The sequence below is a fragment of the Polyangiaceae bacterium genome, assembly GCA_016715885.1.
Classification (GTDB): Bacteria; Myxococcota_A; Polyangia; order Polyangiales; family Polyangiaceae; genus Polyangium.
Genome location: JADJXL010000019.1, coordinates 64143 through 86614 on the forward strand (window position 1 = coordinate 64143; position 22472 = coordinate 86614).

At 61.5% G+C, this 22472-nt stretch carries 16 protein-coding genes; 6 read left to right on the forward strand and 10 right to left on the reverse strand.

The window, feature by feature from the left end; genetic code table 11:
• Nucleotides 1–173: 173 nt before the first annotated feature.
• The 3 genes from IPM54_24545 to IPM54_24555 form a co-directional block, all read right to left on the reverse strand.
• A complete protein-coding gene (locus tag IPM54_24545; protein MBK9262960.1) occupies nt 174–2975 on the reverse strand; it encodes a valine--tRNA ligase in 2802 nt (933 codons plus the stop codon).
• Nucleotides 2976–3198: 223 nt separating this feature from the next.
• Entirely contained in the window at nt 3199–3849 is a 651-nt protein-coding gene (locus IPM54_24550; protein MBK9262961.1) for a hypothetical protein, read from the reverse strand.
• Entirely contained in the window at nt 3846–5249 is a 1404-nt protein-coding gene (locus tag IPM54_24555; protein ID MBK9262962.1) for a selenium-binding family protein, read from the reverse strand. Before IPM54_24555 ends, IPM54_24550 begins: the two co-directional genes overlap by 4 nt.
• 173 nt (nt 5250–5422) lie before the next feature.
• Between IPM54_24555 and IPM54_24560 the strand changes: the two genes are divergently transcribed.
• Nucleotides 5423–6859, forward strand: a complete 1437-nt coding sequence (locus IPM54_24560) for a rhomboid family intramembrane serine protease (protein MBK9262963.1) — start codon at nt 5423–5425, stop codon at nt 6857–6859.
• Here the strand turns inward: IPM54_24560 and IPM54_24565 are convergent.
• Nucleotides 6849–7625: a response regulator gene (locus IPM54_24565; GenBank protein ID MBK9262964.1), complete on the reverse strand. Its 777-nt coding sequence runs from the start codon at nt 7623–7625 to the stop codon at nt 6849–6851. The two genes, IPM54_24560 and IPM54_24565, sit on opposite strands and share 11 nt — an antisense overlap.
• Before the next feature lie 271 nt (nt 7626–7896).
• Here IPM54_24565 and IPM54_24570 point away from each other — a divergent pair, with 271 nt between their 5' ends.
• Nucleotides 7897–8922, forward strand: coding sequence for an RluA family pseudouridine synthase (locus IPM54_24570; protein ID MBK9262965.1), 1026 nt, complete (start codon nt 7897–7899; stop codon nt 8920–8922).
• Here the strand turns inward: IPM54_24570 and hrcA are convergent.
• The gene (gene hrcA, locus IPM54_24575) at nt 8917–9963 is read right to left on the reverse strand and encodes a heat-inducible transcription repressor HrcA (protein MBK9262966.1); all 1047 of its coding nucleotides are present in this window, start codon (nt 9961–9963) and stop codon (nt 8917–8919) included. The genes IPM54_24570 and hrcA overlap by 6 nt on opposite strands.
• A 268-nt stretch (nt 9964–10231) precedes the next feature.
• Here hrcA and IPM54_24580 point away from each other — a divergent pair, with 268 nt between their 5' ends.
• A complete protein-coding gene (locus tag IPM54_24580; GenBank protein ID MBK9262967.1) occupies nt 10232–11245 on the forward strand; it encodes a hypothetical protein in 1014 nt (337 codons plus the stop codon).
• Nucleotides 11246–11255: 10 nt separating this feature from the next.
• Here IPM54_24580 and IPM54_24585 read toward each other — a convergent pair whose 3' ends face one another.
• Genes IPM54_24585 through IPM54_24600 form a run of 4 tightly spaced genes read right to left on the reverse strand, consistent with a single transcriptional unit; the run spans nt 11256 to nt 16374 of the window.
• Nucleotides 11256–11747 (reverse strand): transcriptional repressor, encoded by a 492-nt coding sequence (locus tag IPM54_24585; protein ID MBK9262968.1) that lies wholly within the window; start codon nt 11745–11747, stop codon nt 11256–11258.
• 52 nt (nt 11748–11799) lie between these two features.
• The gene (locus tag IPM54_24590; GenBank protein MBK9262969.1) at nt 11800–14145 is read right to left on the reverse strand and encodes a cation-translocating P-type ATPase; all 2346 of its coding nucleotides are present in this window, start codon (nt 14143–14145) and stop codon (nt 11800–11802) included.
• Between the two features lie 10 nt (nt 14146–14155).
• Nucleotides 14156–15121 carry an ornithine carbamoyltransferase gene (gene argF, locus IPM54_24595; protein ID MBK9262970.1) on the reverse strand — a complete coding sequence of 322 codons (966 nt, stop codon included), beginning with the start codon at nt 15119–15121 and terminating at the stop codon, nt 14156–14158.
• Entirely contained in the window at nt 15121–16374 is a 1254-nt protein-coding gene (locus tag IPM54_24600) for an aspartate aminotransferase family protein (protein ID MBK9262971.1), read from the reverse strand. The genes argF and IPM54_24600 overlap by 1 nt, the downstream gene beginning before the upstream one ends.
• Before the next feature lie 130 nt (nt 16375–16504).
• Here IPM54_24600 and IPM54_24605 point away from each other — a divergent pair, with 130 nt between their 5' ends.
• Both IPM54_24605 and dnaK read left to right on the forward strand, forming a co-directional pair.
• On the forward strand, nt 16505–17083 hold the full coding sequence (locus tag IPM54_24605; GenBank protein ID MBK9262972.1) for a nucleotide exchange factor GrpE: 579 nt from the start codon (nt 16505–16507) through the stop codon (nt 17081–17083).
• Between the two features lie 89 nt (nt 17084–17172).
• A complete protein-coding gene (gene dnaK / locus IPM54_24610; GenBank protein ID MBK9262973.1) occupies nt 17173–19008 on the forward strand; it encodes a molecular chaperone DnaK in 1836 nt (611 codons plus the stop codon).
• Between the two features lie 227 nt (nt 19009–19235).
• Here dnaK and dnaA read toward each other — a convergent pair whose 3' ends face one another.
• Nucleotides 19236–20672 carry a chromosomal replication initiator protein DnaA gene (gene dnaA / locus IPM54_24615; protein MBK9262974.1) on the reverse strand — a complete coding sequence of 479 codons (1437 nt, stop codon included), beginning with the start codon at nt 20670–20672 and terminating at the stop codon, nt 19236–19238.
• Nucleotides 20673–21664: 992 nt separating this feature from the next.
• On the opposite strand from dnaA, the gene IPM54_24620 reads away from it, so the two are divergent.
• Nucleotides 21665–22468, forward strand: coding sequence for a hypothetical protein (locus IPM54_24620; protein MBK9262975.1), 804 nt, complete (start codon nt 21665–21667; stop codon nt 22466–22468).
• Nucleotides 22469–22472 lie beyond the last annotated feature (4 nt).

Genomic DNA, 22472 nt, shown 5'->3' on the forward strand with positions numbered 1-22472 from the left:
TCTTACTTCAAAAGAATAGAGCGAATTTTTGATTGTGGTCAAGCGTTCTTTGCTGTCGGCAGCGCCAGCACCATCCCGAACATTTCATACGCATCGCGCGCGCGACGATGCTGCCATGTGCGAGGTGCTGCAATCGGAGGGATGATTACGATTGGTTGTGGGAAGGATGGGGGTCACCCCAATTCCGCCGACAAACCCTTTGCTTCCTCGAGCCCCGCGCGCTTTTTGCGCAATTCCTCGAGCTGCGTGCGCGATTCAGCAACCACCTCCGGCGGCGCCTTCTCCGCGAAACTCGGCAAAGAAAGCTTCTTCTCGAGCGCAGCAATGTCCTTTTCGCACTTCTTGATTTCACGCTCGATTCGCGCCGCTTCCTTCGCGCCTTCCACGAGCCCGCGCAAATCCACGAGCACGTCCACGCCCGACGCAACGCCCATCACCGACCCCTTCGGACGCGCGCCTCCACGCGCCTCGATGGCCACGTCTCCAGCCGTTTTCACGAGCGTCCGAATGGCTCGGCTCTCCGCCGCAAGCAGCCGCAAAAGCCGCTCGCCTTCGGCACGCAATAGCAAAGGCACTTCCGCTCCCGGATGCACTTCGTGCTCGCTCCGAATGCTCCGCGCGGCCGATATCACCGATTGCAAGACCGCCATGTCCCGCTCGGCATCCGCATCGAAAGGCGCCGCCGACGATTGCGGATACGCAGCAATCACAATCGACTTCGGCGCTCCTTCGGCCCGCGGCAGCCTTTGCCACAATTCCTCCGTGATGAACGGAATCAATGGATGCAGCGCGCGCATCGCCGTTTCCATCACGTACGCGAGCACATGCTTCGTTTCCTCTTGCTCCGGACCAGGCGTCGCGCCCGCCGACGGATTGAGCACCGGTTTTGTCAGCTCCAAATACCAATCGCAAAGCTCGCCCCAGAAAAAGTGATACAGGGCAAGTGCTGCGTCATCGAGCCGGAATTCATCGAAGCCCCGGTGTGCCGCATCGAGCGCCGTATGCAGCCGTGACAAGATCCACCGATTCGTCAAGGTCGTCGCTGCGGGGGCCGCATTCGTGACCTTCGCGCCTTCGAGGTACGGAAGTGCGTATCGCGTGGCGTTCCAGATCTTGTTGCAGAAATTGCGGTACCCTTCGATTTTCTTTGGCGACAGCGGTATGCGCCTCGCTTGCGGCGAATACGTGCAAAGCGTGTATCGCAATGCATCCGCTCCATAGGCGGAAAACCCTGCGCCCATTTGCGCCGCCGATGGATATGCTTTCTTGAACTTCTTCAGCGCTTCGTCGCGCGGCGCTCCGGGCAGCGCTTTTTCCACGACCGAATCGAAACTCGCGCCGTGAATCAAATCCAGCGGGTCGATCACGTTGCCCTTCACTTTGCTCATCTTGTCGCCCGTTTCGTCGACGACCATTCCGTGCAGCAAAATGCGCTTGAAGGGCGGTTCACCCATGAAATGAATGCCCATCATCATCATTCGAGCGACCCAGAAAAACAGAATGTCGTACCCCGTCTCCATGTCGCTCGCCGGGTAAAACGTCCGCAAAGCCGGCGTATCCTCGGGCCATCCGAGCGTCGAAAATGGCCACAGGCCACTCGAAAACCACGTATCGAGCACGTCTTCGTCTTGTTTGATTTCTTTCGAATGACACTTTTCGCATTCGGAAGGATCCTCGCGCGAGACCGTGATGTGACTGCAAACGCTGCAATGGAATGCCGGAATGCGATGACCCCACCAAAGCTGCCGAGAAATGCACCAATCGAGGATGTTCGTCATCCAGTGCTCGTACGTCTTCGTCCAATCCTCGGGGATGATCTTCGTATGACCATGCCGAACCGCAGCGAGCGCCGGGCCTGCCAATGGTTTCATTGCGACGAACCATTGCGTGGAAATGATCGGTTCCACGATCGAACCATTCCGCTGGCTGCGCGGCAACACGAGCTGATGGTTCTTCGATCCGCGCACGAGGCCTTTTTCTTCGAGCGCCTTTTTGACGGCTTTGCGCGCCACGAATCGTTCCATTCCAGCAAACGGACCGGCCTCGGCGTTGAGCGTCCCGTCCTTGTTCATGATCGAGATCATTTGCAGCTTGTGCCGTTTGCCGGTCTCGTGATCATTGAAATCGTGCGCCGGCGTCACTTTCACCGCGCCCGTGCCGAACTTGGGATCCACCAAAATGGCGTCCGTGATGATGGGAATCGTGCGATCCAAAAACGGATGCTGCAGCCGCTTTCCATGCAAATGCTTGTACCGCTCGTCGTCCGGATGCACCGCGACGGCGGTATCACCCAGCATCGTCTCCGGACGCGTCGTCGCCACCACGAGCTCGCCTTCGCCACCCGAAACCGGATAAGCAAATTCAAAAAGCTCGCCATTGGCGTCTTCGTTTTCCACTTCCAAGTTCGATAACACCGTTTGCGCTTCGCAATCCCAATGCACGAGGCGCGTGTCGCGATAAATCAAACCCTGTTCGTAAAGACGAACGAATGCTTCGCGCACCGCGACGCACAAGTCGGGATCCAAGGTGAACTTGGTACGCGCCCAATCGGGGCTCGCCCCGAGCACTCGCTGCTGAAGCGTAATGCGCCCGCCGCTTTCGGCCTTCCACTGCCACACTCGCTCGATGAATGCTTCACGCCCAAGGTCGTGACGACTCTTGCCTTCACGTTTGAGCTGCCGCTCGACCACCGTCTGCGTCGCAATGCCCGCATGATCGATGCCCGGAAGCCAAAGCGTGTTGTATCCACGCATCCGATGCCAACGCGTGAGGACATCTTCGAGCGCCACCGTGAGCGCGTGGCCCATGTGCAATGAACCCGTGACATTCGGCGGAGGCATGGGCAGGACGTACGTCGGGCGCTTGCCGTCAGGTTCGTCATGGGCGGCAAATACGGCGTTTTCCAACCAAAATTCGTACCAACGCGGCTCGACGTCCTTGGGCTCGTAGGCTTTCGCAAGTTCAGCGGTGCTCATAACGCGGCGGAGATTGCCACAACGAACGGCACTCGACGAGGACAATTTGGTACCGGGTCTGGAGTTGCACGCTCGCTTCGCGCGCGTGGGACGCGCGCTTCGCGAGGCTTGTTTACGATGGGGGGGCCGAGGCTCGCCTCCCGGTGCTTTTGCTGCGCAAAAGCACGGCGAGGCTCGGCCCCCCATACCCCCCGATTTGCCTTATGCCAAGGAGAGTGGCGTTCTAGAGCAAGAGGCCCAGCACGCCCGCGAGGATCAGAGCGCCCGCCCAGACTCGGTCGAGGTCGAACCACGCGCGACGCAAGATTGCCAGGCCAACCTTGTAATACACGACGAGCGCGACGAGCGCCGAGACGACGAGCATTGCGAAGGTGTGGAGAGAAATGGCCGCCAAGTAGCCCGCCGGGCTCGACAAAGAAAGCCCCGCCGCATTGTGACACGCTTCGCCATGGCAAAGCGCGGGATTGTCTTCACCAAGAAGAAACACGGGCAAAAGCATCAAGCCCGCGCCGTGCGCCGTCGCCATCAAGAAAGACCAAATGACGAGATCCCGCGCATTCACCTTCATCCCGACCCAGTTTGGATGCCGAGGTCGAACCAGTTTGTAAACGCCGAATCCCACGAGCAGCGCCGCCGTGATCCACGGAAGCACCGCCAGTGGAATCGACGCTTTGCCCGCCGCGAGAAGCCCCACGACGAGCCCAACCGAGACGGCATGGCCCACTGCAATCGGAAAAAGCGCTCGCACGACCGCTTTGCCGGTTTTTTCTTGCAAACCGAGCGCGACGGCAAAAAGCCACCCCATCCCGGGACTGAGCCCGTGATATGCCCCGAGCAGGGCAAGTGTCGCCCACGGCCAAACGCTACTGTTCACGGGTAACAGAATGAATCCGAAGAAGCGTCACCACCCTCGAGGCGCACCTGATGAGCTCGCCGCGGCCCGAAATCGACGAAAAAGTCCGGATCCATTGACATTCCGCCACCTTCCTGGACGTCCACTTTGACCATCCAACCCTTCAGGCCATCGGGGTAAAACTGTTCGTCCCACGTCGTATAAAGACCGCTCGTGAAGTAGATCCGGCGCCCATCACGGCTCACTTCGACCATCTGCGGCGCCCCTGTCAGCGGCCCATTCGACCGCGGATGCGACGCGCGCCGAGCAATCCCACCAATATGCACCGACCCCACGAGCTTCGGATCGTGCGGATTCGAAACGTCGTATTGCCGCAGCTCGCCCGTCCCCCAACACGAAACGTAAAGGAATCGGTCGTCGAGCGACAAATTGATGTCCGTCACGAGCGGCGGTACCGCGCCAAACCCTTTCAGTAGTGGCGGGAGAATGTCTTTGTCGGCTGGTTCGGCGGGGATCGTAATGACCTTTTTTACAGCCCACTTGTCGCCCTCGCGATACCACAACCAAACCGAAGCGGAAAGATCCACGACGCTGATGACGACGCCCATGAATCCATACGCTTTGGTGGGATCGTGCGCCGGACGCAATTCGAGCGCCATTTGATTTTCGTCGCCAATGTCGAGCGCCTGCACGTGCTTGCGGCGCCGCAAGTCCCACACATGCAAACAATGGCCATATTTGCGGCCCAGCAAGAGTTCGGGATTGACGCCGTCCTCGATCATCTTCGGCGTTCCCCATTCGCTCGAAATGAGCGTGTCGTGGCCCAAATGCCACCAAAAGTCGTAATGCAAATATTGCGGCCCGCGGTCGATTTCCCAGCGGCCCAGTACATCCAAGCTGTCGCAATCGAGCAGGAAAATGCCCCCCGGGCCATCTCCCGCCGGGTTTCCCAATGCCGAAACGTAAATCCCATTGGGACCACAATGCAGCGTGTGCGGGCGAGAATAGCCCGTACGCGACGCGATTTCTTCGGCTTCGATCGTCCGCACGAGCTTCGGGCTGCGCGGATCCGGCTTCGTGTCGAACACGTAAATGCGCGACGAACGAAGCGCAGGTAGCAGCAAATACCGCCGCTCGACGTGCGGATGTGGCGCGTAAGGACACAACGCTGCGCTACACGCATTCCAACCCGAATGGTGAAGCTCGTCGCCAAAGTTCGGCACTTCGGCGGTGGCGATGATTTGACTGTACGTGGGCGACTTTGGATCGAGGTCCACGGTGCAAAGCGCATCACGCACCGGATTGGGTCGGCCGAGGACCGCATTGGCATCGGGCGCCGCGACGTACGCAACTCGCTCGCGCGGCGCATCCATGGCCATGCGAGGGGAGGGATAAAACGTGGGATCGGGTCGAGAAAGCATGGCGACTCCTCGTGAAGTGGAGAGCGACGAGCACGCAGCAATTCATGAAGCAGCGTGGTTTGTCAAGATGCCGCGTGCGTGAGCATGAAAATCGTCACCGTCCCTATCGCACTCATCCGGCCGTTCGATGTATCATGCCGGTTCGCTTCTTTGTAGCCGTCGGGACTCGAGACATGATCATTCCGATCGCGCACGAACACATGGGACATAGGCGGTGGCCATTCGTCACGATCGCCATCGTCGTGACGTGCCTCGTCGTTCACGGCATCGTGTCGCCCTTGGAGCAAGCAAATCGGCACGCGACCGACCGAGCGCTGAAGGAAGCATTTTTATATCACGCCACGCATCCATATCTGAAGGTGAACGCGCCGCTCGACAAAATCATCGGATACGAGCGCGGATCGCGGCCGCGCGTCGACAAACCCAAGCAAGTCCCGGATTCCGAAGAGGATCGCCAAAAAGAACAAGCCCATTTCGATGGCCTCGGCGCGGCATACCAGAAGACCGCCCACGATCGCCCCAAATACAAATATGGATACGTTCCGGGGCGAGGGGACGGGCTTCAAATCGTAACGCATCAGTTTCTGCACGGTGATTGGCTGCATCTGCTCTTCAATATGTGGTTCTTGTGGCTTTGCGGCGTGAACCTGGAAGACCGCTGGGGGCGCGCGGTCTATGCGCCATTCTATTTTGCCGCAGGCATTGCTGCCGCCCTTGCAGAACTGTTTTGGGGCGGTTTGCCCGATGTCCCGCGCATCGGTGCGTCCGGTGCGGTCGCCGGCGCCATGGGCGCATTTCTCGTCGTCTATGCGAAAACGCGTATTCGCTTCATGATGGTTTTCCGGCTCCGCCCCGTGTTTTTCACCGCTCGCGCGTACGTGATGATGCCGCTGTGGTTTGCTTTGGAAGTTTTTTATTATTACTTCGCCAAACCGGGGCTCGTTGCCCACGCTGCACACATTGGCGGATTTCTTTTCGGCGTCGCCACAGCGCTCGTATTGCGACAAACCGGGCTCGAGAAAAAACTCGACACGGCCATCGAAGAAAAGATCACCGTAAAGCAAGATCCACGCATCGTCGAAGCATCGGACCTCGTGACCCAAGGTCGCCCCGTCGAGGCCCTGGAGTTACTTGATAAGTTGTACGCGGAATCTCCATCGAACATTGATGTGCAGCTCGAAACGCTCCGCGCCGCAAAAGCCGCAGGTCAGCCCGATCGAGAAATCACCGCTCACGGTCGACTGCTACAGCTCTATATCCGGGAAAAACAAGACGAAGCTGCAATGTCGTTGTTCCGCGAACTTCGAGCAGAAAAACGCGTCGGAGACTTGCCCGGCCCTGTGCTTTTGACCATGGGACAGACGCTGGAGAAAGCAGGCTTCGATCGAGACGCGGCAGATGCGTACGAAGCGCTCCATCGTGGAAACGCGGCGAGTCTTTTGGCGGTCAAAGCGATGATCGCGCAAGCGAAGATCGAAGCACGTATTGGCACGACGGAGCACGCACGCGAGCTCTTGACTGCAGCGCGCGAGTCGCCGTTTTCGACGAAGGAATTGGATGATGTGGTGGATGCGGAGCTTGCGAAGTTACCGCGTCACGTCACTTCGTGAGGCGAGCGATTTCTTCTTTGATGAGCGTTTCGGCGAGGACCGGAACGACCTCCCACACGACGCGTTCGATGACATCGCGCGAGAGCGCGAGGACGCCTTCGACTTGCGCCGGCGTGAGACCCATCGCTTCGAGTTGCGCGGTCATCTGCCCGTTCACGGGAGCTGCTGCGGCGGCCGCGACGGCTGCTGCTGCGGGTTTGGCCGCTTCGGGTTTGGCGGCGGCTGCCGGGGCTTGCGTGTTCACCCCTTGCGGGTTGTACAGCATCGTCTTTGCACGCTGCGGCGCGGCACCTGCCGGACTTGCAGCGGCAATCTGCGGTTGAGCCGCAGGTTTGGGGGTCATCGCCGGCGCGTGCACCACCTTCGGCGTCTCGGGTGCTTTCGGCGTCTCTGCGGACTTCGACGGCGAGGCCAAGAGCTTCCTGACCTTCTCGAGCATCTGCGTGCTGTCGAAGGGCTTGTCCATGTAGTCGTCGGCAGAAGCCGCGGAACCCTTGGCCGAATCGTAGGGGTTCTGCTTCGACGACAAGATGAGGACGGGCGTCGATGGAGATGCTTGTTTGATCGCCTTGCAAAGGTCGTAGCCGTTTTTGCCCTCGAGCGTCACATCGGCAATGACGACCGCAGGTTTGTCGCTCTTGAGTTTGTCGAGGGCAGCATCGGGCCCAGGGACCGCGATACAGCGAAACTCGGGACCCGCAAACGTGATCTCGAGGACCTTGCGCATGGTCACGCTGTCGTCGACGGCGAGGATGGTGGTGGCCACTGAATGGTCTCCTCTGGGTGGTTTCGCCGCTTGGGCGATCGGTCGCGCTATCTTCGTTCTGGCGCGCTTACGGTGTCAACAAACACGAACGAATTTTGCGGCCGGTACATTCTCCGGTCCGTTTCCGGATCGTTCGCGATCCGCGCTCCGAAAAGCGAGCGCATCATAGCGCAAGGAGCGGCTGCGAGGGAAATTCACCGCCGTAAGATTCGAATGCGCGGCAAGGCAGCCAGGACGGTTGCGTGCTTTCCCGTTCGGATTCACTCCGCCCATGTCCCACAAGCGATCAAAAACACCGCCTGCCAAACCCCCGTCGGCCCACCCATCACCCGCAAAGGAAAAGGCACCACTCGGCGCTTCCGATGCCTCGTGGATCGTGCCCGAGGATCTCGGCGGACGCGCGCTCGACGCTGTCGTCCGAACGCTCGCAGATGTGCCTTGGTCGGTCGCGAGAAAGTGGATCGCGTCTGGCAAGATCGCCGTCCGCGGCGTGCAGTGGACAGACGGGACGAAGCACGTTGCAGCGGGCGCAGTCATCACGCGGCACCCTCGTGCACCATCTGCAAAAGCCGCTCGCGTCGCCGAAGCTTCCGACGAGCTCATCGCGTACGTCGACGCATCGGTCGTCGTCGTGCGCAAACCCGCCGGCATCTCCACCGTACCGTTTGGCGACGAGCCACCCGCTGAACGCGAACGCACGCTCGATGCCATCGTGCGCGACGTGCTTGCCAAACGCGATCACATCCGCGGTCGAGCTCCGCTTGGCGTCGTGCAGCGACTCGACAAAGCCACGAGCGGGCTCTTGGTGTTCGCCCGATCGTTCGCTGCGAAAAAACATCTCGGCAACCAGCTTCGAGATCACTCGATGCGCCGCGTCTACCTCGCGATCGCACACGGCGACGTCGCCAAGAGGACGTTTCGATCACGCCTCGTGGTCAACCGTGGTGATGGTCTTCGAGGGTCGTTGCGAGAAGACGAACGAGCGATGGAAGGACAACTCGCCGTGACGCACGTCGAGCCCATCGAGCGACTTCGCGGAGCAACACTCGTAGCGTGCCGACTGGAAACGGGGCGCACGCATCAGATCCGCATTCACTTGTCCGAAGCAGGGCATCCGATCGTCGGTGAAACGGTGTACGTGCGGAAATACCCGGGACCGCTCATCGCCGCACCGCGTTTGATGCTGCATGCCAAGGAGCTCGGCTTCGTTCACCCTCGAACGAATGAAGTGGTGGTGTTCGAAGAGCCCCCGCCGAAAGATTTTGAAACCGTGCTCGCGCAGCTTCGTTCGTCATGACGAACGTTTGGCACCCGTGAGCGCTTCGCTCATGGCCGCGGCCGTTGCATCGACGAGCGGCAAGACCTTCGCGTAGTCCATGCGGGTTGGTCCGAGCACACCAACCGTGCCTGCGACGCGCCCGTGCTCCGTGTACGGAGCGACGACCAAGCTCAGATCACCGCCACCGATTTCTCCAGCTTCACTGCCCACGAACACGGTCACGGCACCTGCAGCAATCACCTTGTCGAGCAGCTCGAGAAGATCGGCGCGATCGGACAGCGTGCGGACGAGTTTCTTCAAGCGCGCGGGGTCCGTGTATTCGGGTAGGTCGAGCAGCCGGCCTTGCCCTTCGATCACGACATCGCTTCCGCCTTGCACGTCTGCGGTGGCGGCACTGCCAAGCTCGAACGCGCGGCGACGCAACGTGTCGAGAGCGATGCGTTCGTCCGTGAGCCTGCGGGCAAACAGGTCGCGTACCTCGCCGAGCGATCGACCTTCGATCACGTCGGCGAGCAGATTGTGAATGCGCGTGAGCTCTGATTCGCCAGGACTCTCTTCCACCGAAACGAACCTGTTTTCGACCGATCCGTCGGCGAAAACGAGCACCGCGAGCAGTTGCTTGGGCCGCGTGGGAATGAAGCGGAGCTGCGAGAGCGCGCGAAGCTCTTTGCGTGGAGCCGCTACGACGGCAGCCGTACCCGACAACTCCGATAGATAACGTCCCGCTTCGCGCATCGGATCGGTCGCCACCGCGTAGATTTCGCTGAAGCGTTTACCGAGCTTCGCTTGCTCCTCGGGCGTCAACGCCCGCGCCTGAACGAGCGTATCGACGAAGAGACGCAGCGCCCGATCGGTGGGTATTCGCCCGGCCGACGTATGAGGCTGCCGCAGGTAACCGGCTTCTTCGAGGTCCGCGAGGACGTTGCGCACGGAAGCGGCAGAGAGGTCGAGGCCATACTTCTTGGCCAACGTACGACTTCCAACGGCCGTGCCGGTCGCGATGAACTCCGTGACGACGGCGAGGAGTATCTTGCGAGAGCGGTTCGTCAGGTCACTCATAGGTGCGTCCCTGCCGGTGTGTGTGTGCTACCTCCGCCCACCTTAGGGGTTTTATGCGAATCGGGCTTTCGGGTCAAATCCGTCCGCGTCTGAACCAATAAGCGGCGACCTTGTGACCCGCCGGGCTCACTTCCGTCGCAGGTTTGAGGCGCACGGAACGTCCTACTTCGCTATGGTGATCTCCGTGCTTCGACGTATTGGCCGCTCTTCGTTCGCGCGTCGTCTTCGGCGCCCCAACAAGCCCCAAACATCAGCGGGCGCATTTCTGATGCTCCTCGTGATCGTGTTCTCGTTCGTGCTGGTTGGGTGCCCGTGCACCGAGTCGGTGGTGAATGCGAACCCGCAGTTGCGCTGGTGGCTTTTTTCGAACTTCGGCGCGAGTCGGATGTGTCCGGAAATGTTGAAAGTGGGCGTGCCACTGAAGCTCGAAGCTCGCTCGCCATCCATCGGGCGATTCTTCCCGACGACATGTAGCCACACGGTGGACGACGCCGCGCAAACGGTGGTCGTGTCGTTTTCGGGCACGGGGTACGGCTACATCACGCCAGCCAAGCGCGTGGGCTTCTCGTGTACGGCGATGGTGGAGCTCCGTCCGGACTTTCAGATTTCCGGCGACGACATCTATGTCTTTGGAAAGTTGAACCGGATTCTCCAAGGCCCGGATTTTCGTGTCGGCTACATCGAAAATGCAGCCTTCAACGTTGCGACGAACATTCCTCCGTTCGGGACACTCGCGAACTTCTTCGGCAACCAAGTTCTCACGAGCGAGCTGACGCGAGGCTTCACGGTCGTCGCGAACGAAGATCGCGGCAACGACTTCACGCTCGGCATTCTTTTGCCTCCGGGGAGGCCGGTAAAACCGTTCCGCGTGACGGATGAACAGCGATACACGTTCGCCAACGAGAGCGTGGACGTGCATGGCAATCAGCGCGATTACCTGGGGCCGTTCGAGGTTTCGTCAGGACAATCGCTGTACATGACGATGACCGTGCAGGGGCCGACGGTCGATGTGATGATCGTGGACAAACGCGTCGGTGATTCGTGGCGCGAACTTTATCAAACGGGGCAACCTCTTGGACCGCCGCCAGGTCCGGTGGTTGGAGGCGCGCCGGCTGCGCCGGGTCCGACGCAGACGCGCCGTTTCAACCTGCCCCCAGGTCTGTATTACGTCGTCCTCGACAACACGCCGTTCGCGGGGCTCGTCGCTCCGCCGACCCAGCCGCTCAATCCGCTCTACGATCCGATCGCGCGCGTGAGTTACGTGGCGCAAGTCGGCGAGTGACGCGGGTTTCTCAAGACGAACCCGACGCCGAACACTTCGCGCACGTGCCGTACATCTCGTGCTTGTGCGACGTGACGTGAAAGCCGTACCTGGCGGCGATCTCGTCTTGCAGCGACTCGATGCGCGGCTCCTCGAACTCGATGATCATGCCGCACGAAACGCAGATCAGATGGTCGTGATGTGCCGATGCATCGTCGGCCAATTCGTAGCGGCTCAGGCCATCACCGAAGCGGCGTTCCGATGCGACGCCGCATTCCGCGAGCAGCTTGAGTGTTCGGTAGACCGTGGCGTAGCCGATGCCTTTGTCGCGCGTGCGGACTTCGCTGAGCAGGTCTTCGATGGTCGTGTGCGACGCGATTTCGAAGAACGTGTCGACGATGAGGCGACGCTGGGCCGTCGAGCGCAGGCCCTTCTTCAGCATGTAGGTTTGCAGCCTCGCCCGCAGCCGATCGATGGCTACCTTGTCTTCCGTCACGGTGACGTTCCTCCCGCTGGTGCCCATGCCGCCACCTGACCTTACCGTACGTCAGTTATCCCGACAGAGTTTGCCGGCGTCAAGGGGCGGCGTGCTCGCCGAAAAGCGGATTGCCCCGTGTTGCAGGGGATTCTCGCGTGCGGTGAATGGCGCGCACGTGCAAAACAGCCATGGCACCTCCGAGCAGGGAAGCAAGCGGAGCATATGCAGGCGGCAAGAGGCCAAAGGCGACGGCCATCGCTCCAATGAGGGCAGGGACCGCTGCGATCGCCAGCCCCACGCGCGCATCGAGGCGCGAGCGATGGGCGAGGGCGAGGGCGAGCGAGGCATCACGTACGTCGTCGGATGCGAGTGCGATGGAGAGATCGCCCGAAGGTGAGCCTGCGGCATCGAGCGCGACGGCAACTTCGGCAGCACCGAGCGCCGACTCGTCGCTGCTCGTGTGTCCCACGACGGCAACGGACATGCCTGCATCGACGAGACGGCGAACTTCGGCGGCGCGATCGGCGGGCAGGATCTCGGGACGAATGTGATCGACGTCGAGGGAACGAGCGATCGCTTCGCACGTTTCGCGCGCATCGCCGGACATGATCACGGGCTCGATCTGCGCATCGATCAAGTGCTGCACTGCGGCGCGCGCACCAGGTCGAAATCCGTCCTGCAACCCGAGCATGCCGACGAGACGCGTGCCAACGGCGACGAGAACGACGGTTCGTCCGAGCGCTTCGAGCTCGGTAACGCGCTGCTCGGCTGCGGCGATCGAGATGCGGTTGGCAAGCAAGAGCGCGCGACCTCCCACGCACAAGTCTTCACCCGATGACGCCACGGCCGTCACGCCGAGGCCAGGCACATGATGCGCGTTGCGCACGCCGTCTGGCCGGACGGACCGAGTCATTGCGGCTCGAACGATCGCGCGCGCGATGGGATGTTCCGCGCCGCGTTCTGCACCAGCCGCGAGCGATAGAACATCGAGCGGTTCGTGTTTGTCGCCAATCGCTTCGAGCTCGGCGAGCTCGGGTTCGCCAAGCAAGAGCGTGCCGCGCGCGCAGAACACGGCGACGTTTGCTTTCGCCGCGCGATCCCACGCGCCCTCGCTCTTGTAGGAGATGCCTCGACGCTGCGCGAGCAAGATGCCGCGAACGACGTGCAAGCTGCTGATGCACGCGAGCACGACGGAGGCGAGCGCGCCATGCACGCCGATGGCGGTCATCGCGATCTCGATCGCCGTTCGCCCGCCGGCGATGAATGCAGAGAGCGCACCGATGGCGGCGGTCGCCAGGGCCCAACGTTCCGCGATCGCACGCGACGCACGTGCGATGGGCGCGAGTGCGTCGGCACGGCGACGAGGATCGAGCAGCACGCGGGCAAACGCGCGGTCGTTCCCGACAAACGTGCACGTACCGCGAAGGCGGCCGCGAACGACCGTTGCACCTGCAACGACCGAATCACCTGGACGCTTGCGTACGGGCGTCGTCGCGCCGAGCCACGGATACACGTCGATGTCGCCGGACGTGACGACGAGATCCACCGGAACGACTTCACCGCGTTCGACGAGGATCTGTTCACCGGGCCTGATGTCGAAGACCTTCGGCTTGATCTCGGTGGCTGCGTTGTCGTCGGGAGCGCGTCGGCCAGGCAGCGCGAGCGACATGGCAACGAAGTCCCGCTCGGCGGCACTTTCACGTCGCGCACTTTCGAGAATCCACGCACCGATCGACGTCGCCGTGACGATGATGCCCGCAAGCGACGCAGCTTCGGATCCAAGCGCTCGATCGGGGTGAAACGCCGACCACGCAGCGACCACGAGCGACGCGATCGACGTTGCCAGAAGCGGCGCGGGATGCGGATCCGCCGGGTCGCGCGGCGTCGTTGCAGCGCGTCCAACGAGCATTCCCGCACCAACACCGGCAAGCACGATGCGCGCCGCCAGCACGAGCCTCGTGTGACCCGCAAGCGCCAGGACGACGGCGAGGATGCCGGCGATGGTCGCGATCACGAGCAGCAGCGCGCCGATGTCGGCCTGATCCGGTGGGTCGAGCTTCTCCGGCTCGCCCGTCAGTATCGGTCGACCAATGGGCTCGACGAGCGTGCGATCGTCACCCAAAGCTGGCGGCTCGGGGAGAGTCGCTTCGATCGATGCCGGTTCGTGAAAGGGCACGATGGGTGCGTCGAGACCAACTCGAAGGGCATTCGGTTCGGTCGATGCGGCGCTGCGCGGAGCGAACACACCGAGCGGCGTGGGCGAACGCTGCTCCGTGGGCTCACCAGGCCGGTCACCGAGAAAATTGGAACGACAAACCCTTCGATCACAAAAGAAATGAAACTTGTTGTCGAAGATCGAGACGTGTCCGCAACGCAGCGGATCGAGCAGCTTGCTGCATCCGGAGCAGGGAACGGGATCGGCGACGGGTCCAGCGGGACGCAAAAGCGTTGCCTCAATGCGCCGGCTTGCGCGGAGCCGTCAAAAGGGATGGCGCGTGCCCGAATCCAGGTCCCAACGACGCCCACTCGAGCAGCGCTTTGCTCGTGTGCAAACGCGCCTCGACCGCTTCCCACACGAAGCTGCGCGGCCCTTCCAATACGTCCGCTTCGATCTCTTCTCCGCGATGCGCGGGCAAGCAATGCAGCACCACGACTTCGGGTGACGCGAGCGCCACGAGCTCCGCGTTCACCTTGTATCGACCAAGCGCCTCGAGCCGAGTTGCTCGTTCATTCTCTTGACCCATGCTGATCCACACGTCGGTCGCCAGTACATCGGCACCTCGTGCGGCGAGCTGCGCATCATCCGTCACCGTGATCTTTGCGCCGCGACCGTTCGCCTTCGCCACTTCATCCGGCGGCGGAGCAAATGCAGGCGGCGTCGCCAGCACCATCTCCAGCCCGAGCAGCCCTGCAGCTTCGATCCACGATCGCGCCACGTTGCTCGCGTCACCCACCCACGCGATGCGCAGCCCCGACAGCGTTCCGCGCGCTTGCTGCACCGTCATCAGGTCGGCGAGCACTTGCATCGGATGCGCATCGTCGGTCAGCGCGTTCAGCACGGGCACGACGCAAGCACGTGCCATCGCGGCAAACCGTGCCGAGGTGCTCGTCCTGTACGTCACCGCAGAAACCATGCGGCCAAGCACGCGAGCGGTGTCTTCCGTCGGTTCACCGCGACCCATCTGCGAAGAGTCCGGCGTGACGATGATCGGATGCCCGCCGAGCTCGAACGTGGCGACTTCGAGCGACAACCGCGTACGCGTCGAGGGTTTGTCGAAGAGCAACGCCGTGGCATGTCCGGCCAAAGGCTTCGGGTGCTCGGCCGTGCCGCGCACACGCGCAAAAAAAGCCGATCGTTCGAGGATGGAAAGAATCCCGCCGTCGCCGAGATCCTCGAGGCAAGCAAAGTCTCGTTTCATCACGAAGCTACCTCGGCCATCGCTGCATCCGTCATCGCGAGCGCTTCATCGATCTCGTGTTCCTTCGCGACCAGCGGAGGCGTGAAGCGCAGCGTGTTCGCGCCGGCAACCGTGAGCAGCAAACCTCGCGCGCGAACTTTTGCCAGCGCCGTGCGACCGTCGATGCCCGGAGCAAGCCGCAACCCTTGAAGCAATCCGCGACCTCGCTGGCCGGCGCATGCGTTGGGGTACTTCGCCGCGATCGCGGACAAACCATCGGCGAGACGCTTGCCCTTGGTCACTGCGCCTTCGATGAGCCGCTCTTCATCGAGCACCGCGAGCACCGTACGCGCTGCGACCGATGCGAGCGCGTTGCCGCCGAACGTCGAACCGTGCGTGCCTGGCGACAGAGCACTCTGCAACTCTTCACGCACGAGCAGCGCGCCGATGGGAAACCCACCACCCAAACCTTTGGCGAGCGCAACGAGATCACCTTTCACGCCATCGTGTTCGCATCCGAGAAACGTCCCCGTGCGGCCGATACCCGTTTGCACTTCGTCGAGACACAAAAGCGCACCATGCTCGTCACACAGCGCGCGCAGGGCAGCCAAGAAGCCTGGCGGAGGAGGAATGACGCCACCTTCGCCCTGCACGGGCTCGACGAAAATCGCGGCGACGTCGGGGCCCATCGCTGCACGTACGGCATCGATGTTGCCGTAAGGCACGTGCGTCACACCTTCGAGCGGCGGGCCGAAACCTTCGCGGTACTTGGGCGTACCCGTCAGCGCAACGGCCCCCATCGTTCGACCGTGGAAGGCGTTGTCGAAGGCGATGATGCGGTAGCGTTGCGGTTGGTTTTTTGTGAAAAACCAGCGCCGCGCGAGTTTCAGCATCGCTTCGTTTGCCTCCGCGCCCGAATTGCAGAAAAAGGCGCGGTCCATGCCCGAACGCCGGCAAAGCTCGTCGGCGAGCCGGATGTTCTCGGCATTGTAGAAGTAGTTCGACACGTGCATCAGCCGCGCAGCCTGATTCGCGATGGCCGTGACCAAGCGCGGATGCGCGTGACCCAGCGAGCACACCGCCACGCCCGCACAGAAGTCCAGGTACCTGCGCCCCTCGGTGTCCCAAACTTCGCAGCCGCGCCCGCGTTCGAGGACGAAGGGGGCTTGTCGATAGTTGCCAATGAGGCGGGTTTCACCGATTTTTTCGAGATCTTCGCGCTCGAGCATCTCGGCGATGGCGCTGTCGGCGCCATAGGCAGGTGCAGTGTGCATGCGAGCGGATCTACGCCGGTGGCCTGCGCGGCGCAAACATCCGCCCGTCTACTTTGCCCCGCGCAAACTTCGAATCTTCCGGGGGGCCGCCCGTTGCCAGGTGATCTTGGAAGGTTATAGTGCGCCCGCGATGTCCGAGCCTGATACGACCCAGAACTCTGCCGATGGCGAAGCGGCCCCAAGCGAACCGTCCGCACCGGGCGAAGCCGCGCCCGCCGAGCCCACTCCTGAAGAGCGCTACGCAAGCGCGCTCGCCGAAGTCGCCAAATTGCGCGATCAACTCCTGCGCACCGCGGCTGACTTCGACAACTTCCGCAAACGCACGCGTCGCGAGATCGACGACGCGCACAAGCGTGGAAAAGAAACGACGGTGAAAGATCTGTTGCCCGTGTTCGACAATTTCGAGCGGGCGATCACGCACGCCGAAGGCACGGGTGATGCCAAGGCCGTCGCCGACGGGCTGCGCATCGTGCTGAAGCAGTTCCTGGATACCTTGGAAAAAATGGGCGTCCAGCGCATCAACGCGGTTGGGCAGCCGTTCGATCCATCGCTGCACGAAGCCATCCAGCACATGGAATCGGCGGACCATCCCGCAGGCGTCGTCCTTTACGACGTGCAACCGGGCTACCGCATGGGCGATCATCTCGTTCGCGCCGCGATGGTCGTCGTCTCGAAGGGCGCTCCCGCGGGCAGCTCCGCCGCGAACTGACGCCGCACTCTCCGAGCGATTCGTTCGTCCCCGCGGACCTCGGCAAGATCCGTTTTCTTGCGCGGGTTTGATATATCGTCTCACCCATCATGGGTAAGATCGTCGGTATCGACCTCGGCACCACGAACTCGTGCGTGGCCGTCGTCGATGGCGTGGGGGCAACTTCGGCCGCCGAAGTGAAGGTGATCCCCAACGCGGAGGGAGCGCGAACGACTCCATCCGTCGTCGCATTCGCTGCGAGCGGCGAGCGCATGGTTGGCCAAGTGGCGCGCCGGCAGGCCGTGACAAACCCACAAGCTACCGTATACGCGGTCAAACGACTGATGGGCCGCAAGCGTGGTTCGCCCGACGTCGAGCGCATGGCGTCGTTCGTTTCGTACACCATTTCGGCTGCGGAAAACGGCGACGCGTGGGTCGAGCTTCGGGGCAAGGCGCATTCGCCCCCCGAGGTCTCCTCGATGATCCTCGCGCAGATGAAGGAGATCGCCGAACGATTTCTCGGCGAGCCAGTGACCGAAGCGGTCGTCACGGTTCCCGCCTACTTCGACGATGCGCAACGTCAGGCCACCAAAGATGCCGGCCGCATCGCGGGACTCGAAGTGCGTCGCATCATCAACGAGCCAACGGCAGCGGCGCTCGCGTACGGTCTCGACAAACAAACGGCCGAAACCATCGCCGTCTACGATCTCGGCGGAGGCACCTTCGACATCTCGATCCTCGAAATCAGCGGCGGCGTGTTCAACGTCAAGGCAACGGGCGGCGACACGCACCTCGGCGGCGAGGACTTCGATCAGCGCATCATCGACATGCTCGTCGGTGAGTTTCAGCTCGAACACGGCGTCGACTTGCGCAAGGACCGCATGGCCATGCAGCGTCTCAAGGAAGCTGCGGAGAAGGCCAAGCACGAGCTCAGTTCCTCACAGGAGACGCAAATCAACCTGCCCTTCGTTGCGGTCGGGGCGAGCGGCGGACCCATTCATCTCGAGCGATCACTCGAACGGAGCGAGCTCGAAGCGCTCACGCAGGATCTCATCACGCGCACCGTCGATGTTTGTCAGGATGTACTTCGTGATGCGGCCATCAAGGCATCGGACGTCAGTACCGTGGTGCTCGTGGGAGGCATGACGCGGATGCCGGCGGTGCAAGAGGCGGTCAAGAAGTTGTTTGGGCGCGATCCGCACAAGGGGGTCAACCCGGACGAAGTCGTTGCCGTCGGAGCGGCGATCCAGGCAGCAGCGTTGTCGGGACAGGGTCAGGACATCCTCTTGCTCGACGTGACGCCTTTGTCTCTCGGTGTGGAAACCGGTGGCGGCGTGATGACGAAGCTCATTCCGCGCAACACCACGATCCCCACATCGAGAAGTGAGATCTTTACGACGAGCCGCAACTTGCAAACGTTCGTGCCCATCCACGTGCTTCAGGGCGAGCGTGAGATGGCAGCGGATTGCCAGAGTCTGGCCCGTTTCGAATTGACTGGAATTCCTCCTGCTCCGCGAGGTGTTCCTCAAATCGAAGTCATCTTCAACATCGACGAAAATGGGATCTTGAGCGTCGAGGCGACGGATCTCGGTACGAAGCAAAAACAAAGGGTCGAGATCAAGGCGACGAGTGGTCTGTCTCAGGATCAAGTGGATGAACTCGTCAACGAGGCCGAGAAGTTCAAAGACGACGACGCCAAGCGACGGGATGAGGCCGAGCTTCGCAACATGGTCGACTCGCTCTTGTTCACGACCGAGCAGGCGATCGAGGGATATGGCGAGCTGATTGACGAAAAGATGCGGGCCGGTGCGCTCGAGGCATGCACGCATTTGCGCAGGCTGGTCGATGCCGGAGCGGATCCGAGCATGATCCGCGAGGCCTACGGGAAGCTCGAAACGGTGGCGTTCGTCATGTCCGAAACGCTTTACGGCAACGTGAAGTCGTAATCGCGTAGGCGTGTGGATCTCGACCGAAACGTGAACGCAAACGAATTCGTTTCGAATTGAAACGTAATCGTTTGTCCTCGTAATGAGTTGTGGACCAAGCGCGTTCCGTCTGAATGACGCAAATTCGGGGGGTATGGGGGGGCCGAGCCTCGGACCCCCCATCGTAAACTAGGCCTCGCGAGCGCGCGTCCCACGCGCGCGAAGCGAGCGCGCAGATCTAGACCCGTTTACGAATCTCCGGCGAGTTTTCGTTCGAGTGCTTCGATGTGAGCTCGCACGTGCGGATCGGTATCGCGTTGCGCTTCGATTTTGCGCACGGCGCTCATGACGGTCGTGTGATCGCGATTTCCGAAAGCTCGGCCGATTTCGGGAAAAGAAACCTTCAGGCGCTGCTTGCACAAATACATCGCGACGTGACGCGCAAACGCGATGCTCTTGTGCCGGTCCTTTGATGTCAAATCGATCGATCGCAGGTGAAAGTGGTGGCAGACGGCCCGCTGAATGTCCTCCACGCTCATCGTTTGCGCGCGAGGTACCGCTGCGGTGATCTCGGCTCGCGCAAAGGCGAGATCCACAGGCCGGTTGGTGAGCGACGATTTCGCGGCCAGGCGAATCAGGGTGCCTTCGAGCTCGCGAACGTTCGATCGAATGACTTGCGCAAGGAACAGCGCGACGTCGTCGGGCAAGTCGATGCCTTCGAGCTGCGCTTTGTTTCGCACGATGGCGACACGCGTCTCGAATTCGGGCGCTTGAATGTCCGCTACGAGGCCCCAGGAGAAACGCGATACGAGCCGCTCCTCCATGCGTTCGAGGTTTTGCGGGTACTTGTCGCTCGTGACCACGATCTGCCGGTCGAGACCATGCAGCGCGTTGAACGTGTGAAAAAACTCTTCCTGCGTTTGCTCGCGCCCGGCCAAGAACTGAATGTCGTCGACGAGCAACACATCGCAGTTGGCGCGGTACCGAGCGCGGAACTCGTCCATCCGATGGTGCTGGATCGCCGTGATGAAGTCGTTCGTGAATCGCTCGGCCGATACGTAAATGATGCGCGCGGTCGGGCGATCCTGGTGGACGCGATGGGCGATGGCATGGACGAGGTGCGTCTTGCCGAGGCCCGTGCCGCCGCAGATGAAGAGCGGGTTGTAGCGGCGACCTGCCCCGCCTGCGGCTGCAACGGCAGCGGCGTGGGCGAGCTGATTCGAGGGGCCGACGACGAAGGTCGCGAAGGTGTGTTTGGTGTTCAAATCATCGGGGAGCGAAACTTTTCGTTGCGCGATGATGGTCGTCGTAGCCGGGGCAGGGGAGGCGGCGTCTGCGGGCGGAGGCGTCGTCGACGAAGGGCGCACCGCGATCGCGCGCGGGCGTACGGGTGGCATGGGCGGCACGTTCGAAATGGGTCTTTGCAAATGTTGATCGATCGTCCACGCAACCTGGACGCTCCACCCGGTCGATTCGCGGATCTTGTCGATGATCGTCGGCAAGAAGTTCGTTTTTACCCACTCGAGGACAAATTCGTTTTGCACCCGTAGCGATAGGACGCCGTCGGTGAGGTCGTCGTATTGCACACCGCCGAACCACTGATCGAATGTTGCGGGGGAAAGTGCCCGCGTGTACTCGACGGCTCGGTCGAAAATCTCTCGTGCCTCGTCAATCGCCATCGTCATTGCTGCCCGAAATCCGCTGCAAACCATCCACCGTGGAAAATCAACAGGCGCATGCCCAGTTTTTCCACAACCCGTCTCGGCACACCGGTTCGCTATCCTATCGATTCCAATAAGGAATTTCTCCCACGCAGGTCGTCTCCCAAATTTGTCCACAGGTTATCCACAGACAAACCGCCTTTTCCCGAGGGTACTGAATCAATGACCGGGCACCGGGCAGAAACTCGCCGAATGACTGAGCTCTTCTTCTCTTGCCAACACGATCTCGAGATCGCGTCCCAAGCCCACGATCGGTTCGTCGAAATGCCTCGTTACGGAAGGCAATGATGACCACGCCAGCCCCTTGCTCCGTATGCGGTGATGTTGCACACAACCAATCAGGAGGATCCCGAGCCCTTTCAGGCTTTGCAGGGGGCGACGGCGAAGACGGAACCGACGTAGCACCGGGTCGGGTCGGGCGTCCATCCCGAACTGCGTGGATCGCCATAACCGTTCGATATTGCAATGGTTTTTCATGGATCAACGGACTGCATAACCATGTTCGCGTCCGGTCACGTTCGCGTGACGGCACGATGACCCAGTCAAGTCTCGTGCTTCCCAAGGTGGATCTTGCCTGAACCCCATTGAACGAGCGCCCCGAATGACATCGGGCGGACGTCAAGAGGGAATATTCATCGTTCTTTCCATGCTTTCGGCGAGTCGACGTTCCGCGTGTACTCCGTCCTTCGCGCTTTTTGACAAGAAGTTGCCCTTCACCTCGATTTGTGATTATGCCCCCCGTCATGCGGATCTCGAGCACGGCGGGAGCTCTGGCGATCTTCGTCGCGCTGGCGGCGGGATCTTTCACAAAGGTGGCGCAGGCCGAGGACTCGAAGCTCCTCCCGCCGCTCGCTTACTCCTACGGTGAAAACGAGACGCCTCGAAGCCTTGCCATGGGTGGGGCGCTGCGCGCGCTCGGCAATGGCACGACGGCCATTTTCGTAAACCCCGCCAACATGCCCCTTACGCGCCTTTATCACCTCGAGGCGAGTGGACAGTTCACGCCCGAAGCAACTCGAGCGCTCGGCACCGCCACGGCGATCGATTCGATTACCTCGTCGACGCGTGTTGCCGGTGGCGCATCGTTCACTGGTGGGGTCATCGATCCCGACGGCCTTGATCGCGTGTTCACCGATATCCGATCCGCTGCCGCCTATCCCTTCGGCGATCGCTTCTTCCTCGGGGTCGGCATGCGGTACCTGCGCATGATCCAGGACGGCTTCGGCATCCTCGATGATTCGGTCGCCAAGACCTACAGCCCCGTCTCGGGAGGTCTCCTCGACGAAGGACAGCGCAAGCCCTTCGTCGACACCTTCACCTTCGACGTCGGCGCCACCCTTCGTATCGGGCAATCACTGCACATCGGTGTCGTTGGGCAGAACCTCACGCACCCTGATCACTCGCTCCTACCTACGACGGTCGGTGGTGGCATTGGTTACGGCACAAAGGATTTTTCGATCGAAGTCGATGGGGTCGTGGACTTCGACTCCTGGTCCGACGTCACATGGCGCGCCATGGCCGGTGGTGAATACCTCGTGGCCAACAAGTACCCCCTGCGTCTCGGCTATCGATACGATCACGGTGCTCAGGTTCACGCGGTCTCGGGCGGCGTTGGTTACGTGAGCACCGAGCTGAGCGCCGAGCTCGGCGTTCGTCGCACGCTCTCCACCACGATCAACTCCACCATGATCGCCCTCAGCCTGACGTATCACCTCGAGTCGAGCGCTCTGCTCGCCGGGCGCACCAGCAACGCGCTCTAATTCC